This window comes from Pseudoalteromonas luteoviolacea, from assembly GCF_001696455.1.
Classification (GTDB): domain Bacteria; phylum Pseudomonadota; class Gammaproteobacteria; order Enterobacterales; family Alteromonadaceae; genus Pseudoalteromonas; species Pseudoalteromonas luteoviolacea_C.
Map to the genome: position 1 here is coordinate 444827 of NZ_MAUJ01000003.1, position 16371 is coordinate 461197.

Consider the following 16371-nt stretch of genomic DNA (forward strand, 5'->3'; position numbering starts at 1 on the left):
GCAACTTTAGAATCAACTAGTCATGCTTATCACTATAATTGATACAATATAACATCATATAAATTCAACTGCTTCAAGACGAATTTATATCTAAACAAGTTTAGTTGTGGAATAAATTAAAAAGCTGCCAAAAACGCAATTATGCAATCAGAAGAATGGCTTATATTATGAATTTTTTTATGGTGAGTTAAGAAAAGACTATTTTGGTCGTTTAAATTGAGAGGGTCATCTTTTATTCTGGCTATATGATAAAGCCAATCTAAATAACCCTCATGAATTGAGCCGCAGTCAACAGCCCTAACTGACGTTCCTACTGGTACCAAACACATAACCCAACAAGGCGGTTAAGGTTGGGAATAGCACGTTAAGTAAAATAAGCTGCAAAGTATCAAACCAAAATGCCCTAAACTCACTTCTTTGTTGCGCTAATTCAGTAAATAAACTCACTGTTTTATCGGCTTCATAGCCCCCGAGTTTGACTTCCTGCATGGACATGAAAAATTGATATTCGCCCCAAATGAAAATGCTCAAAATGACCAGCAAAAAGCCGATCAGTATGCAGATGATACCCCATGTCAAATTAACACCCGCTTTTTCTTTTCCGGTCAAAGGCTCTGATACAGGCGCAGCTTGAGGTGTGGAGTCTTGCGCTGAGGCTAAATCGATATCTTGCCAAGGCTCGCTTGTTGCGTTTTGCATTGATTCTGAAAGTGTGCTGTCCTGTGCACGCAATGACATGGTCTTATACTCTTTGTTCTTCTTAATTATTCTGAGAGATAGTTTTTAGATATTTGGCTTGGAAATATTATTAAGCTCCGGCATTACAAGTCTATGAATATCTTTGCCCTGCTTATTCGCCGACAAAATCGTTCTATCATGTACCACTTCATCCGATGCCCAATCTAGCAAAGTTAAGGCAACTTTCGTTAAGTCACTGGACTTTTTTAACCCCAGTCTACTTTGTAGTGCAGCTAAATAATCTGCATCAACCGAAAATCTTACCTCTGTTTTCTTTGCATCAGCCATAGTATCTCCAAAAAATATCCAAGTTTTATCCGATTGTAGTGGAGATTTTTAGGACGTGCAAATGAAAATACAGTCAGCCATAAGGTCAACCTTCGGTAAATTAGGCCATTCGGTCAAAATTCTGGGATTTTACTAGGGCTTTTATCGACGAATCGACACCACTGAGGGTATCAATTAGCTGATCCGCGACACCAAAATCCGACTGCACACGACTTTGAGCTTCGTATATATCGATGCCATACAGTAACTCACTCCAACTCATCAAGAACCCACTATTACATTTATTGCCTATGCCTTTTAGCGTAATACAAACCAAAACAACACCCTGCTCATGCACTTTGTTCATTGCCCAAGAGGACAGTGCTGGGTGTATTTGCTGTCGCAGTTCATTAAGCCTACGGATTTCATACTCGCCAATTTGTGCATAGATCACCCAAATTGGCGGTCTTTTGTTATATAAGGCCTGATATTTTACCACCGGATAGTTCACCGGCACCGACAGGGAAACTAAGTCAGACGTAACCTGATTTTGGATCCGTTGTTCGATATTTAACTTAAACTTAATTGTCAATTTAATATCATGTTCTATCCTTGTCATTTACTTCCACTCCTTATATAGTATTTACATACGTTAACATTTTTATAATAAATGCTTAAACATCAAAAAATCTTTAGATTAGTAAACATTTTGACTTTTAGGGAAAGACATTGAATAAAATTGTTAGGCAACATGATGAGCAAAGCTTAAGTGATTTGAAAGTGATGCGACTTGCTGCAAACAAGACTCAAAGGGAAATGGCAGAAGTGCTCGGTACGAGTGAGGCAACAATCATTAACTATGAGAATGGCGTAAGCGACATCAAGTACAAAGACTATTTAAAATGGTCTTTAGCTTGCCGCTTTGACCTCAGCGCTATTGAAGAGCAACTTAAAACTTTACGGACATTAGTCGTGGAAAACAACCTGCATCGTTATCGCAAAGTGAATAAGCTCAAACATCAAAAATAAGAAATATTTTACGACCTAAGCACTAACCAGCCCAAAAACTCAATAATCGTTGCATACAAAAGGGAGCAGTTATGAGTAGTTCATCAAAAATGACTAATTTACCTCCGAGTGTCTGCCGTCGAGTTGCTGCTGGGTATAAAACGAAAAGGCCAACTTCTAAACCGTCACAACCTCCAAAATCTGACAATCAGGCTAACTAAACCTAACAATTATGAGCATATTTGGTATCGTCAGTGTGATATGCCTGACACTTATACTCATCTTTGTATCCACTTATGACTGGATGTTGATGTCATTTGTCACAATGATCTCCTGTTGTGGAGTCTTGCTATACAGAAAAGATAACATCAACGCCGTTTCAATCACGATATTAATATTAGTGATGTCCATACTAGAGCTGGTTGCATTTAACTATGTGATACCACTCGAGTCAGACACACTGCCGATGATTTGGCTAGGCTCCATAGTCTATGGCACACAACTGATTCTTTTCGCGTTAACCTGTCTACTTATATTATTGCGCATTCGGTTGCTGCAAAAGCTTTTCCGCTGCGACAAGACCGTTGCTCCTACATATGCAGAGGGCCTAATAGCCCTATCGCTATTTTTATCCTGTATTTTAATGACGTTGATGTTTATTGAAAATATCATCAGAAATGCTGTCGATCTTGGCTTTCAAGGCACATTTTTTAGCGCATTGACGAAGCTCACCCTGATTTACGACAACTACGAAATTTTGGCGTTTTCCATTCGTGCTTCAATTTGTGCATTAATTGCTTCTATGTTGTTTGCAGTAGAAATCGATACGACAAAACTCAAAACATATAGGACCCGATAAGCCAATTTAGGTCATTATGGACTGCATACCTACCTACTTAAAAAAATAGTCGTCACTTTTAGCCCGAGTACCTACATCTTAAGTCCTTATCAAGTTCAATCCCGATTTTATGAATAATATCATTTTATTGATAAAGTACGTTTAATAGTGATAATTTTGGTGACAAGCAAGTTCGTATCTGAGAAAATCCGCAGCCTTTAAAACGCCGAATAGTCAGTATTCACTTTCAATAAGTAATACATAATTAGAACATCTTAAAAAATGCGTTACACCATCACTACACTATGCTTGCTGTTTTCAACTTATAATGTCGCCGCATTAGAGCCTCAAATAACCACAGGCTATCACGCTAAAAAACATAGTATTAACATAGGCGATATTTTTTCATTCCAAGAAAATGGGGCGTGGCAAGCGCTAAAAGTCCTCGATACGCATACAGATGAGTACAACTCTACCACTGTACATGTATTGATCTATAAACCGAGTACCACAAAGCCAACTCTCAAATCTTTGCGCAACCAACCGATACTATCGTATCACGCGCCTTTGTCTCATACGTTGTTTACCTCTGATTGGCAATTCGTGGGTCATGCTAGTCCTTTAAGCGCTGAGCTGAAACCATATATAAACTATTTGAAACACAACGATTTCAAAAAGTATGCAGCGGCCACAGATCAAAAAATAGACGACCTCATTTTTAGAGCAAATACGCAGTACACAAAAGGCTACGCACTTAGCCAAGCCGCTCAGTATGAACAAGCGATAGAGGCATACAAACAAGCGGTAAACATTTTTCCCTTATATTATGAAGCCATCGATAACATAGGCTTTGCTTACATGGATATGGGTGAATTTGAAAAAGCGATTGAGTATTTTGACCGCTCACTGGGTGTTTACCCTGAGGGAGCCACTGCGCTTTACTACAAGGGTATGAGCTATATCAACCTAGAAGATGCAGCCAACGCGATTGAGACCTTCAAGCAAGGCATAGAAGCTTTCCCAGAACGAAAGCAAGCTTTCGAAGAAATGTATAACTCATTGCGAGGATTAACACGCTAAACATAGAAGGGGGCAAACAAAATCCCGTTCCCGTAGCTAAACCAAGTTCAAAGATTAGACGATTTATTGTATGATATAGCCAATACCAAACCATATCAGAGTTTGGTTATTTAGAGAGAATTTAAAGGCTTATTATGCATATGCGATTTATACATTAGTACATTACATAATCTGCTTTTGGGTTTCCGCTAAGTTCGTGCCACAGGCCCTATTACATAGTTAGTTCATTGCAATCTAGTCCGCTAGTTCAGCACTGTTTGAGCATATTTCTTTAATCAATACGGTGCAAATTTGGCTGAATTGACTACGTGGTGTAATTACAAAGGAGCAGGGAATTGTTTGAAAACGTCGTCTTATTGAGTGGGTTGCTATCGGTTGTTTGGATAACAGTCGGTGTCATAGTAGCAGCAAAATTTTACCCTAATTACAATCACTACCAGCAATTTTGTAGTGAGCTAGGCGCAGCCGGAAGCCCTACCGAAAAACTATCTCCCTTAATTAATAACTACCCACTTGGCGTGTTATTTTGTCTATTTGGTTGGTCTATCACTCAACAGTTTGGCGACAGTATACTACTGTCTATTTCTGGCTGGTTAATCATTGTTCATGGTATCGGAACCTGGGTCGCAGGCTTTTTCCCAATGGATAAAGACCCATACACAAAATCCCCCAGCGTTCACTGCCAAATTCATTCATGGGCAGGGCTTATTATGTTGTTATCACTGCTAATAGCGCCATTATTAGTGACATTTAGTGATCTACCGGCCGAGTTTCGGGTATTCTCCCTCCTCTGCGCCATTGTTGCCTTTTATTTTTTAGTTAAAATGGCCCGAGCAGTGAAACAAAAACAAAATGTCGGCTTGTTCCAACGCCTATCTTACTGGGCCAAATTACTGTGGCTCGCCGGGCTATCATTATTACTTTGGAGTGCATAAATCACATCGATAAACAGGCACCACCACGCTCAGTGTATCGCCAAGATCACCCTCGTGTTGAATCTGTCAATGCTTGCGTCATACGCCCTGCACGGACAGGTTCAGCTCTATCAAAGTGTAACTCACGGATCATTTCCATATCTTGCCATAACAACTTATAGCCTTGCGTAAAACGCAACCTGCGAACACGCTTGTGCCATCGAGCTTTTTCAGTTTCTGTGGCTTTTCGCAGCACACCCGCTGTGCCATATAATCTAATGGCAGGATAAGTACAAAACCCACCTTTACAGAGTGACTTTATCCAGTACCATGGGCTTGAATTAACCGCCAATACACAAATACGCTCATGTTCTTTAATATTGCGCGGTAGCTGTTGAGTGAATTTTTCGAAATAGTACCCTTGGCCAGCCCCACATAGAATGAGTGACCCTATGGGCGTTAAATGAGGTTCTCCTTCGTCAGAGATGCTCGCTATTGAATAATGAAATGAAGAACGAAACGCTTGTTTAAATATTTGCTTAATTTGCGGCCAATCGGTTTCAATGTCCATTTTTGTTCCTAATTTTGAACGCGAGCTCTATTTTTGACGGATTCGACTGGCAGAGTCAAGCATGAATTTATTTATATATTACTAATTATCGCTTTTCTTTTTTAGTAAGTTTGCGGCATAAAACAGCGTATCCATGTAGGGGTCCTTGATTGCGTAATATGCTTCGATGTCATTTGCAAAGCGTTGTGCAAGCTCGTATTTAACCTTACCATATGCCTGCTTTATTTCTTCATTTTCACGCAGAAAATCACGAAATAGCAGCGGATATTGTTGATTTACTCGCCCTATTTCCCGAACATGTATGTGAGCCGCTCGACCTCCTTCGGCCTCTCTAAAATAAAGCTTCATTAGTTCACTATCACCCGCTTGATAACCCACTAAATTGTCTTGGTTTATTCCTTCTTTAAATACATAACCAGCCGCCACCATTAGCTCGATAATTTTAGGATCGTCAAGGGCCTTTACACTCACCTGAATATCAATAATATCCTTAGCAGCCAATTCGGGGACCGCTGTTGAGCCAATGTGATCTATCTGCACAGCCAAAGCGCCTAACAGCATACTTAACTTATCCTTGATTTCCTGAAACTCACGGGGCCAACAAGGCTGGTATTCTAATATTTCAATTTTTGACACAACTATCTCTCAATTCTCGCGCTGTTTAAAACTAAACTTTGACTTTCTCATCGTTCAGAACCAAGGATTTACTGCCAATTACATTGCGATACTTTGCGAAACCAGTCACTTTGAAAAGCTCTGGGCGCGTCTAGTTTGTGATTTTGAGGCTTAACACCCAATATCGGTGCTAAATGCTTATCTACAAGCTGTCGAACTTTGCTGCTTTCTAACTGTGCATACGCTGCCATAAGGTCTGCTTTTTGGCTCTTTGGTTGCTGCGTACCCTGTTTTACCTGATAAGCGGCATAAATCCAAGCCAGAAACGCCTTTTTGGATTGGTTTGGAAAAGCTTCGGTCAATGTCGCTACCGGACCATACAAGCGCTGAAAGTTAATCAGCTCTCCTTTGAGCACAAATACAAACAGTAAATTTATGCCTGCCGTGATATGCCCTGAACGCTTTGCAACATTTTGGTAGCCCTTTAGCGCTAACCTAAATTGCAATTCAGCAAGGTTATAGTCACCTAAATCCAGTGCGATAGCACCGAGGTTATTGTTGATAGTGGCAAGCGTTGATTGATCTTTCAGTGCAAGTGCGATTTCTTCGGCTTGTTTATAGAGCGCCGTGGCCTGTTTATGCTTACCCAAGTGGCGTGCCACCAGCGCACGACTGTTGGTCAGTAATAGACGCTGCCGCTCTCCTTGGGCATGTTTTAATGCGCATATAAGGCTAATATCCGCCTCTTTAAAATGGCCTTTTCGCCTCAGCCAAATACCAAGCGCACTTAATACCGTAGATAGCCTATCGTTAAAGTAAGCGTGGGAATCATAGTTAAACAACTGCTCTAGAGATTGTTCGACAAGGTCTAATTGATTTGTTGTGACCGCCGCACGCACTCGAATAATGTGCCAGCGGATCTTTAAGGCCGTCGGGAGTGACTCTCTTGACTCCATAGAATCGAGTATTTGCAAAGTATGTGATGGTTTTACAGACAAATAATCTCGTGCTTCTTTGAGCAAATCCATTTGCTGCTCAACAGACTTTGATGCCATTGTCATTGAAGAATATAACAGCAGAAATATGAGTGAGATGACAAATCTATGCAAAGCCAAGTGCTCGATAATTCATATATCATTTCACTATAGAGGGCATTACAAAAATAGCCAAAATAGGCACTGATATTTTTCTATATCAATGCCTTATACCCACCTAACATTTGCTTGCCTAATCAGCTAGCAAACCCCTCTGGCATCGCAGTATCGCCATCGTTAACAGCCAATCGTTCGATCACATCTGACATGCCGCTAAATTGCTCTTTAAGAAGGTCGTGATCAGCAGCTTCAAAACAATCCCCTGTAAACCCGGGGGCCATGGTACAACCGAATATTGCATACTCACTATTTTTCAAGACCTCTCCAGCTTGCCAAACCCCAGCAGGTATTCGATATTGCAAGTGCTGGCCTTTGGCAAAGTCGGTCCCCATGACAATAGATTCAACCTCACCATCCGGGAATAACAAGTACAAGTTAAATGCATCGCCAGCATAAAAATGCCATATTTCGTCATGACTCAGACGATGAAAACAGGAGACGCTTTTCAAAGTATGGCAGTACATACCTATCATGGCAGTCCCCACTGGTTTTTCGTTCGCTAATTCAGTTGTTGCACGCCATGTGCTCTTATATAACGTACCTTCAACTGGGAGCCTTGAAAATCGATAATGTGCAAGCACATCTAGCAAACGATCGCTTATATCCTGATGAGAAAAATGCTGGTACTCCAGAATATCCACAATGGCATTGGTGTTTAACTTTCCAAATATATGAGGAAATGGCTTATCATTGCCGATAGGCTCTGAAGGTGATTCATATTTTATTTCTGCACTGACCAATCTGGTATCTATCACAGCCACAAAGACTTGGCTTTGTAATGAGAAAAACTGCTGATATACCGCTTTCACTTGCTCTGCACAGCAAGCGTGAATAAAGCCATCACTTTGCAATGAACTCGGGCTGAAATAGGGTAAGTCGAGATCAATTTCATTCTCCGCACAAAGAATGAATATTGCGTTAGAGTGCATTCAAAAACTCCTTAAAGGTCATAAAAAGATACACACGGGTTCAATACAAGGTGATTAACGTTTATCGCTCACCACCTCAGTGCTTGCTCCTATCCAATCTCAAATGAAGCTACCCCAAATGTTCGTTCTAAAGGAAGCTTCGGCGCTTCTTTTGTGTACATTCTCGCCGTTTCAAACACAACAGACATCCCCAGTGACTCTGCCAATGCAACGGCTTGTGGGTTGCACTCAGGTACATCTAAGTAGACTTGCGACTTCATCATGGGTCGCCACTTTGGCAATCAGGGAAACGACCAATGATTTAGCATACTGCACAGTATCGGCGTACAACGGGCCAATTTTGTAACCACTTTTGCAGGCCCGAATGACCCCATACCCCTGTATTTTGTCTTCAGTACTTATCGCCAACGCATGTGCATTAGACTGCGTCCGCCACTGTTCATTAAAACGATTTCTTTGGGCTGGAAAAAACGGCTGCTCATAATCTTGGATTTGCTGTAAATTGAATGCTGCCGATACCAACGTGGAGGGCTGTGTGTCCTCCATCTCTAACGCTGAACTGAACGCCCCTTCATACCTCACATTTCTATAAGCTAATTCAAAACCCGATTTACGATAATTACTTTGTTGATCCACAACGCCATCTAAACCCACATTACAGCCATTGAGATAAGTCATAGCGGCTTGCCAAAGGGCAAAACCATACCCTTTACCTCTAAATTGCGGTTTAACAATATAAAAGCCAATAAAACCAAACTCTTTATTGTATTTAATGGCTGAAATGACAGCGACAGGCTCATCGTCAAGCAACCCGATTAAAAAGCCAGTGGGGTCTGCCAAGTAGTAGCTATGTGCGTCATTGATGCCCGGATTCCACCCTTCATCTGCAGCCCAGTTAACGGCAAGTTCCACTTCTTCCTTGTTCATCGGTCTGATTTGGTAGTTTTCCTTGCTCATAAGTCAAATTCCTAAGTTGTAATTAGTGACACTGTAACCGATCTGGCCAATTAGTTTAATCAAAACGAAGAAGTATGGACATGAAGATAAATTTCAGCAGCAAAGATATGCTGCTGATGGCAATCACGATTGACACGCAGCTGCAGGGAACGTATCTACCTGCGTCTCAATATGTTGGTAGTAATGGTTAAGGTTTATTGGCGTAGTGCCATAATGTCCGGCATCACTGCCTATCGTAAAGCTGTTTTGTGCACCTAACCCTGCTCGAATAAATGCCTCAGCGTCAGTTTTCGCGTTACCGTAGGCACGCACAATATCTAAGCCTTGAGCTTGCAAGTAGTTAATTTCACTTATTTTATACTCAGCTGTACGAAATAGGCTTGTTTCATTGCTCAAAGAGGTTCTCAAAAAACCCTGAGGCAGGCCCATCCAGTCTAACCATTCACGTGTGCCTTTTGCATACCAATATACTCTCGCGGTGAGATAGACTGGCTGATACCCTAAATCGAGGTAGCGACGCACCAGAGAGTACGCCCCCTCTTTTTGGTCAGCTCTATCTATTCCGGTATAGTCTCCAATTTGTTCAGCATCAGACTCAGTCAAAGTACCATCAATATCAAACAACACAGCTGGTGTATTAGGCTCAACAACGGTGACATATCCTTGAGCGCCCGTTCCATCAGCGGGCACGCCGGCATATATTCTATACTGCCCTGCATTTAAGCCTGGTAACGACAACGTAGCTTTACCATCACTATTTGTCACTGCATTAGTTAAAAACCGCCATCCGTCATCCTGTTGACCTCGAATGTAAAACTTCACAGTTTCATGTTCGAGATCTTTATGCGCCACAGCGCCATAATCAAATTTAGCCGTCACTTGGAACGATGCACCCTGCGCAACGATTTTGTCATGTACCATGTGAAACTCAGGTAACCAAGTAATTAGCTTGTTAAATCGATTGCGATAATCCATATGTGGCATTGTCGGTGCAGCCATCTTTGTTTCTAACCAAGCTAAGTCAGGGCAGGTAGGTAACGCACTGACTGTACTAGTAAAACCGGCTGCTAAAATCCCGTAACCAAGTAGTTTCATTCTTATCCCCTTATTAAAAATTTTCAGAGAGAGTAAATACACTAGATTACAAAATTATTAACAAATATTTATCTTTTACAAAATTTTTAAGAAATTTTTTTAAACCTTATGGCGGAGATTATGTGTATTTTGAAGGAAAATTGACTGATATAGTGCAGTTTGAAGTGGGTCAACACGCGATGCTTGGCCCGAAAAGTACAATACCCATTGCGCGCACAAAGTCTTGCTATTTGCGCGCAATAACCTCTAATTTTTTTTCATTTTCGGGGTATTTCAAGTAACGTCTATGGCCTTCGAATTCTGATGCTATCCAACCATATTGCGCATGAGAGCGAAATAAATACTCTCCGTTTAGCGATTTGAAACGCCCGGATACAGATAAACCTGACAATCTTAACTCTAAAGCCGTTCGCTGGCTCTTATCTTCATGTAAGTGCCCTAATACAACTAAGTTACCCAGTTTTTCTTTACGCACACCACTTACTGAAATAATGTAGCTGCGCTGAAGTTGAGGCACATAAAAAGCAACAATATCATGCTTTTTCAACTGTTTAATACGTCGAATATCAAACTCTACATAGGCCTGACTAATATATTGATGGTTTTTTATAAGGGCTTTTTTGGCATTCGAGGAGGCTTTGTTAATAACGAGATAGTTTTCCCGAGGTGTCTCAAGCAACGCATCTAGTTGTGACTGGGGCGACATAATGTCATGTCCAGCAGTACGCATAGCATAGTATTTCAATCCGTTGGCACATACATCACTAAAGGCTCCCCAAATGAGGCATCCTGTCAGCAATAATATTGCGCTGGCTATTCCCTTATACATATCACTATTTTAACAATTATCGATTATTTAGGTACAATAAATGGTGCGCTCAAGTTATTCAAGTTATTAGTGCCATTTTATAATCACAAAATATTCACATTGATAAGGTGACTTACGCTTGACTTATGCAACTCAATAACTTGAATAAGAATTTAAACTTTACTTTTGTTTACAAACAAAAAAATTCCACAGGGGAGTTACTGTACTGGATGAGAAAAGTACTGTGCTTTATGTGGTTCATTTGACAGTGTAAAGTGCCACCATTCTTCAGTGAGTCCCATAAACCCAGCACTGCCCATCACCTTCGCAAGCAACATACGATTGGCACGTTGATTTGCCGTTATCCCTTGATAACTGGGCCATGAAACGGGAGAGAAATAGTCCCATCCAGAGCCCATATCGAGCTCAGCTTTCGTTTTTAAGTCAATAATAGTGACGTCTAGGGTACTTCCTCGAGAATGGCCTGAGCGAGCGGCAATATAGCCTCGTTTAAACAGCTCACTTTTTGGCACCTCAGGATAAAATTTTGCTTTATGTTTGGTATCTTCCAATGCTTTTGCCCAGCGCACAAAGTGATCCACTGCGGGCTGTGGGCGGTAACAGTCAAAGACTTTTAAACCCAAACCGAACTCTCCCAAAGCATGCTGCGCTTTAGCAACTCCCATCGCGGCCTCTGAACTGAGTAAACACTTTGGTGCCAGATAGCCATCGATACGTTCGCCGACAAAATTGTCCGCTCCGAAGTATCTAATTTCGGTTTCAATGCTAGGCACTTTCGACTTGATATCAACAAACTCAAAAGTCGATGCTTGTGAAGCACATGCCCCTATCATAGCGATTAAACCCAGTACTTTCTTCATAATCACACCAACAGTCAAATAACACTAAGGGCCATAGTTTGAGGTTAAATTATGGAATAAGTATGGACAGTTTCAAGACATGCCCCACTCAAAAAGACAGTAATCACCGATGCTAATTACTGTCTCCTTAACGTTTTCAATACCGATTACAACTTATTCAAAACTTATTATAAGCAAGTACTCGCTTACACTTTTTAACTTGTTTTGTACACTCTTTGACAATATTTTTAGCTTCATGACCTAGACTGTGAAATAGACACCTTTGGGATGGAAACATGCTATATGCATACCTTATTCAAGGACGATGCCTTTTTCTGCGTGACATACCTTCACTCTTATATAAAACCACTGCGAGCATCATCAAAATAGTACTAATGACTGACAGGACAAAAAGGTGAAAGTAAGTGCTATGCCCTTGCCCTAACCCAACACTTGCTAGCCCAAGTTGAGATAAGTGGTAACTTGGTAATATCCAAGCAAATTGCTGCATAAATTCAGGCATTAAAAAAATAGGCACCCACAAACCTGACAACATAGCCATCGGTAAAAACACCAAATTCGTCATGGCAGATGCCCCTTTTGCACTAAATTTAAGCCCAATTACCAGGCCCAAAAAACAAAACGGAATGGTACCAACAACCCCTAAAGCAAATAGTTTAACCCACACTATCCAAGATAACTGGACATCACCGAACATCCAAGCTGTAGAAAAGAGCAGCACAGAAATAAGCAAGGTAAACGTTAAAGCACTCAAACATTTTGCAAACAGGTAATATGAAGCTGGTAGTGGTGATATCAATTTTAATTCTAACCAACCACTTTCTCTTTCTTGCGCAACATTGGCGCCAAAGTTGAACAAAGCCGGCGCCATTAAGCCAAACACCATATAGTTAATTAAGTTATAAGTACTTGCCTGAACACTGTCTTGAAGTTGTCCCTGTACCATAAAAACCCCAAAAAATAGATAGAGTAAAATAGGAAATATAACTGCAGGTACAACAAAACTGGGCGTTCTCAGGCCTGACAAGACTTCTAATCTTGCCTCTAGCAACAACGAACTTAAGAATTTTATTTTCATCACTCTCCTCCTCTCGTGATGTCCATAAAAGCTTGTGCTAAGGACAAAGGGGTTACGGATAAGTCATACATTGTCACTTTGTGCTGCCGCAACAGTGAAATCACGTCAGGTGCATCATCGGTTGCAATGTAAATTTTCTGGCCTTCTGTATGCACCGCATAATTGGGTAACAATGATTTGATAGTCGCTTCCGATGTATCACTTGCAAATCGCAGTTCACTGCGTTGCAAGTTAGATTTAAGTTGACTAGGCGTGCCCTGTGCAACAATCTCCCCCGCCCTCAACACTAAGACCTGATCCGTTACCGACTCTACCTCCTGCAAGTTATGCGTTGTTAATATCACAGTAGTCCCCTGCGCTTTAAGTTGTACAACTTTTTCCCAAATTCGTTGCCGCATATACACGTCCATTGCCAATGTCGGCTCATCCAAAACGACGAGCTTAGGTTGACCAATTAAGGCTAATGACAACAACAAACGCTGCTTTTCTCCTCCTGATAATTGACCAAAGAAAGTATTTTTTTGCGCTTCTAATTCAGCAAACTGTAAAGCCCCTTGCCAACACATTGGTGAGTCATAGTAGCTTTGAAATAATTGAATATATTCAACCACTCTAATATTGCTCGGTAATGTGCCGACTTGCAGCATCGCACCTATGCTGTTTTTTACAGCCTGTGAACCAGGCTGATGACCCAACACAGAAATTCGACCTGATAACGGTGCCAGCCTCCCTAAAAGCAACTTAATCAAGGTTGTTTTACCTGCACCATTTTCCCCTAATAGGCTGTACACCTTATTCGGTTTAAGCTGGCAAGTAAGGTCTTTAATCACCGTTTTGTCGAAATAGGAAAAATTGACTTGCTCGACATTGACTACCCAGTCCATAAAGCTTCCTTAGGCCATTGATACACGGCCACTCAATATGAAAGGCTTCAAGTATGGAGTGAAAAAAGTGTTTTAATGAGTGAGGAATGTCACAAGATGAACATGACTATTGTCAATACAGCCAGCCCCACAATATAAGTGTATTACAGGGCAGCATCTGCACTGCGACATAAACTGTTTCATGGGGGCTGGAGCAAACGCTTGATATTTATACGCTATTGGCAAACAGCTCTATTGTATTGACGGTTCTTCAAACCGAGCAAACAGGTCAGCCACGTTCACCTTCGCCCCAAGCCTTGCGGCAATTAAATACAATCCCGCCAGCTTGCGATGAATAAACAATGCATCAACTGGAGGGGTATGCCATTCGCCCTCTCTTGTGCTCAACGACATCCCCTTATCTCGGATCCGCACCGCAATATCACTTGTGCCAAAATCATAGGGTTGAGGAGCCCTTAATGGCTCTGTTGCCATAAAAAATAACTCGAGCACGACTTCTTGATATGCTTCATCAATCTCCTCACCAAAGTAACCAATTTGCTGCACAGCTTGCACCATTAACGCTCTATTGTTGTCTACCCCTGCTTTTAACAATTTCCAATATCCTGATGCCAAGGATTTTTGAATACTGCGAGAAGCACCAAAATCTAATAGCACTAATTGCTGCTGTTGCTCATCAAACAGGTAGTTAGCCAAGTTCGGATCGCTTTGAATCGCTTGTAATTCAAACATTTCAATGAAAAACAATAAAATTAAGTCGCTGGCAATGTTACACCGTAACTCAAAGTTGCTACCTGCAAAGTCATCTAGTGGCTGACCATTAACATATTCCATAGCGAGAATATTATCGGTCGAGTATTCAGGTAAGAACTGAGGTACTTTAAACTGTGGGTATTGGCTGAGCCCATCTGCAAACTCTATCAGCCTCTGTCCTTCTACTTGATAGTTCGTCTCCACTAATAGCTGCTTTTTAGCCTCATGCATAAGGGGTTCGAGCGCCACCTGTTTTGGCATTAAACCTGACAACTTGATTAACATGGCAACATTGTCCACATCACTATCAATGCTATTGGCAACCCCTGGGTACTGAATTTTTAATGCCAACTTTTTACCCGACTCAGTTGTCGCTTCATGTACCTGTCCAATTGAAGCCCGCGCAAAACTGCGCAGCTCAATGTGACTAAACTTATCTAGCCAGTTAGGCCCCCAATTATCCTCTAGTAACGCTATCAATTGTTTGTGCGGCATTGGCTGTGCGTCCGCGCGTAGTTTCTCTAACAAGCTCGAAAGCTCTGGAGGTAATAAGTCACCAGCATCCATGGAAAGTAACTGTCCAAGTTTCATCGCCGCGCCTCTCAAGTGCGCTAATTTATCTGCTACAGCATGAATATTCTTAGGTTGTAAAAGTAACCCCTTACGCGTCACAGGTTTTCCCGATAAAACCTGTTTCGCACCACCCAAAACAACATTTGACGCGACTTTCCCGGCTAAACCACCCAAATGTGCTAACCGAGATACTCGTGACGAGGGGACTTTTTTACTTTTTTCTGCCATATATTCCTCAAAACATGCTGATAAAGATAAGAATGGAATTGGTTAAAGGTACTTATTTCGTGCCACTAAGGATCATTCCAAAAGCGACCGCCATAGAACCACCATGCAAAAGCGCAACCCAGTATAACAAACTCTCTAATCACGTCTGCTTATATCAATGTAATTAAGCGTATAACTTTTCTTAGACTTTCAGTACGCTATACTCATACTGTTTAAATCACTAATGCCACTGTTGCCAAGAATGAAGTACCTGTTTATTGTCCTGCTATTCATATTCTCTAAACCTCTGTACGCTGAGACTTACCATTTTGCTTCAATTAACTACCTCATTGAGCAAGAAATTGGCCGTATCGTGCTACCAGAGATATACAAACGCTTAGACATTGATATCACAATCACACCACTGCCTGGTAAAAGAGCACAATTTGAAGCTAAAACAGGTCTGAAACATGGCGAAATCATGAGGATTTTTAGCTATGGTATCGAAACTCCCAGCACTGTGCGCGTACCTACTCCCTACTATTATTTAGAGACGATGGCGTTCATTCGCAAAGACAGTAAGATAAAAATCGAGTCTGCAGAGGATCTGAAAAATTACCATATTGTCAAAGTAAGAGGAGTTAAACATACAAATAACATAACCAAAGGTATGAAATTTGTCGAAGATATGGATACTACCAAGCAAATCCTGCGACTCGTCTCGGCAGGTTTGGCTGATGTTGCACTGACCAATCGCATTGATGGTCTAGTACACTTAGATGAACTTGGCATAACCAACGTAGTACCTATTAAGAAAAATTTAGCTGTGCTTGAGCTGTTTCATTATATTCACCATTCACAAAAGCACTTGGTCCCACTCGTTAATGAAAAGATTGTTGAAATGCAGCGCTCAGGTGAACTCGACAAACTTATTTCTCAAGCGGAACAGCAAATTATCAAAAATACGCAATATTTTCCTTAAATTACTGTCAGCTTAGCTTCCTTACTCGTCCTATCACAA

21 protein-coding genes are annotated in these 16371 nt (G+C 41.2%); 6 read left to right on the top strand and 15 right to left on the bottom strand.

The window, feature by feature from the left end; genetic code table 11:
• Window positions 1-297: 297 nt before the first annotated feature.
• The 3 genes from A7985_RS12560 to A7985_RS12570 form a co-directional block, all read right to left on the bottom strand.
• Window positions 298-738 carry a hypothetical protein gene (locus tag A7985_RS12560; protein ID WP_065790803.1) on the bottom strand — a complete coding sequence of 147 codons (441 nt, stop codon included), beginning with the start codon at window positions 736-738 and terminating at the stop codon, window positions 298-300.
• 45 nt (window positions 739-783) lie between these two features.
• Window positions 784-1026, bottom strand: coding sequence for a hypothetical protein (locus tag A7985_RS12565; protein WP_063378036.1), 243 nt, complete (start codon window positions 1024-1026; stop codon window positions 784-786).
• A gap of 100 nt (window positions 1027-1126) precedes the next feature.
• On the bottom strand, window positions 1127-1624 hold the full coding sequence (locus tag A7985_RS12570) for a hypothetical protein (protein ID WP_065790804.1): 498 nt from the start codon (window positions 1622-1624) through the stop codon (window positions 1127-1129).
• Between the two features lie 110 nt (window positions 1625-1734).
• On the opposite strand from A7985_RS12570, the gene A7985_RS12575 reads away from it, so the two are divergent.
• From A7985_RS12575 to A7985_RS12590, 5 genes are all read left to right on the top strand, one after another.
• Complete coding sequence (locus A7985_RS12575; protein ID WP_065790805.1) at window positions 1735-2034, top strand: helix-turn-helix domain-containing protein; 300 nt, start codon at window positions 1735-1737, stop codon at window positions 2032-2034.
• A 71-nt stretch (window positions 2035-2105) separates the two neighbouring features.
• Window positions 2106-2234 carry a hypothetical protein gene (locus A7985_RS26920; protein WP_256096752.1) on the top strand — a complete coding sequence of 43 codons (129 nt, stop codon included), beginning with the start codon at window positions 2106-2108 and terminating at the stop codon, window positions 2232-2234.
• An 89-nt stretch (window positions 2235-2323) separates the two neighbouring features.
• The gene (locus A7985_RS12580) at window positions 2324-2872 is read left to right on the top strand and encodes a hypothetical protein (RefSeq protein ID WP_065790806.1); all 549 of its coding nucleotides are present in this window, start codon (window positions 2324-2326) and stop codon (window positions 2870-2872) included.
• A 261-nt stretch (window positions 2873-3133) separates the two neighbouring features.
• A complete protein-coding gene (locus tag A7985_RS12585; RefSeq protein WP_065790807.1) occupies window positions 3134-3931 on the top strand; it encodes a tetratricopeptide repeat protein in 798 nt (265 codons plus the stop codon).
• A gap of 335 nt (window positions 3932-4266) precedes the next feature.
• A complete protein-coding gene (locus A7985_RS12590; RefSeq protein WP_065790808.1) occupies window positions 4267-4866 on the top strand; it encodes a DUF998 domain-containing protein in 600 nt (199 codons plus the stop codon).
• A 46-nt stretch (window positions 4867-4912) separates the two neighbouring features.
• Here the strand turns inward: A7985_RS12590 and A7985_RS12595 are convergent, their stop codons facing one another.
• From A7985_RS12595 to A7985_RS12645, 12 genes are all read right to left on the bottom strand, one after another.
• On the bottom strand, window positions 4913-5416 hold the full coding sequence (locus A7985_RS12595; RefSeq protein WP_065790809.1) for a pyridoxamine 5'-phosphate oxidase family protein: 504 nt from the start codon (window positions 5414-5416) through the stop codon (window positions 4913-4915).
• 81 nt (window positions 5417-5497) lie between these two features.
• Window positions 5498-6052 carry a GrpB family protein gene (locus A7985_RS12600; protein WP_065790810.1) on the bottom strand — a complete coding sequence of 185 codons (555 nt, stop codon included), beginning with the start codon at window positions 6050-6052 and terminating at the stop codon, window positions 5498-5500.
• 68 nt (window positions 6053-6120) lie between these two features.
• Window positions 6121-7092, bottom strand: a complete 972-nt coding sequence (locus tag A7985_RS12605) for a tetratricopeptide repeat protein (protein WP_065790906.1) — start codon at window positions 7090-7092, stop codon at window positions 6121-6123.
• 170 nt (window positions 7093-7262) lie between these two features.
• Window positions 7263-8114 (bottom strand): cupin domain-containing protein, encoded by an 852-nt coding sequence (locus A7985_RS12610; RefSeq protein ID WP_065790811.1) that lies wholly within the window; start codon window positions 8112-8114, stop codon window positions 7263-7265.
• A gap of 89 nt (window positions 8115-8203) precedes the next feature.
• On the bottom strand, window positions 8204-8377 hold the full coding sequence (locus tag A7985_RS26925) for a hypothetical protein (protein ID WP_256096754.1): 174 nt from the start codon (window positions 8375-8377) through the stop codon (window positions 8204-8206).
• Window positions 8343-9071 carry a GNAT family N-acetyltransferase gene (locus A7985_RS12615; RefSeq protein WP_256096755.1) on the bottom strand — a complete coding sequence of 243 codons (729 nt, stop codon included), beginning with the start codon at window positions 9069-9071 and terminating at the stop codon, window positions 8343-8345. The genes A7985_RS26925 and A7985_RS12615 overlap by 35 nt, the downstream gene beginning before the upstream one ends.
• Window positions 9072-9194: 123 nt before the next feature.
• Window positions 9195-10166: an LNS2 domain-containing protein gene (locus A7985_RS12620; protein ID WP_065790812.1), complete on the bottom strand. Its 972-nt coding sequence runs from the start codon at window positions 10164-10166 to the stop codon at window positions 9195-9197.
• Window positions 10167-10392: 226 nt separating this feature from the next.
• Window positions 10393-10995, bottom strand: coding sequence for a hypothetical protein (locus A7985_RS12625; protein ID WP_141685352.1), 603 nt, complete (start codon window positions 10993-10995; stop codon window positions 10393-10395).
• A 197-nt stretch (window positions 10996-11192) separates the two neighbouring features.
• Window positions 11193-11855, bottom strand: coding sequence for a M15 family metallopeptidase (locus A7985_RS12630; RefSeq protein ID WP_081310552.1), 663 nt, complete (start codon window positions 11853-11855; stop codon window positions 11193-11195).
• Between the two features lie 295 nt (window positions 11856-12150).
• Window positions 12151-12933: an ABC transporter permease gene (locus A7985_RS12635; protein ID WP_065790814.1), complete on the bottom strand. Its 783-nt coding sequence runs from the start codon at window positions 12931-12933 to the stop codon at window positions 12151-12153.
• Entirely contained in the window at window positions 12933-13817 is an 885-nt protein-coding gene (locus A7985_RS12640; RefSeq protein WP_065790815.1) for an ABC transporter ATP-binding protein, read from the bottom strand. Before A7985_RS12640 ends, A7985_RS12635 begins: the two co-directional genes overlap by 1 nt.
• A 231-nt stretch (window positions 13818-14048) precedes the next feature.
• Window positions 14049-15371, bottom strand: coding sequence for an ABC1 kinase family protein (locus tag A7985_RS12645; protein WP_065790816.1), 1323 nt, complete (start codon window positions 15369-15371; stop codon window positions 14049-14051).
• Between the two features lie 241 nt (window positions 15372-15612).
• Here A7985_RS12645 and A7985_RS12650 point away from each other — a divergent pair, with 241 nt between their 5' ends.
• Window positions 15613-16332 carry a substrate-binding periplasmic protein gene (locus tag A7985_RS12650; protein WP_065790817.1) on the top strand — a complete coding sequence of 240 codons (720 nt, stop codon included), beginning with the start codon at window positions 15613-15615 and terminating at the stop codon, window positions 16330-16332.
• Window positions 16333-16371 lie beyond the last annotated feature (39 nt).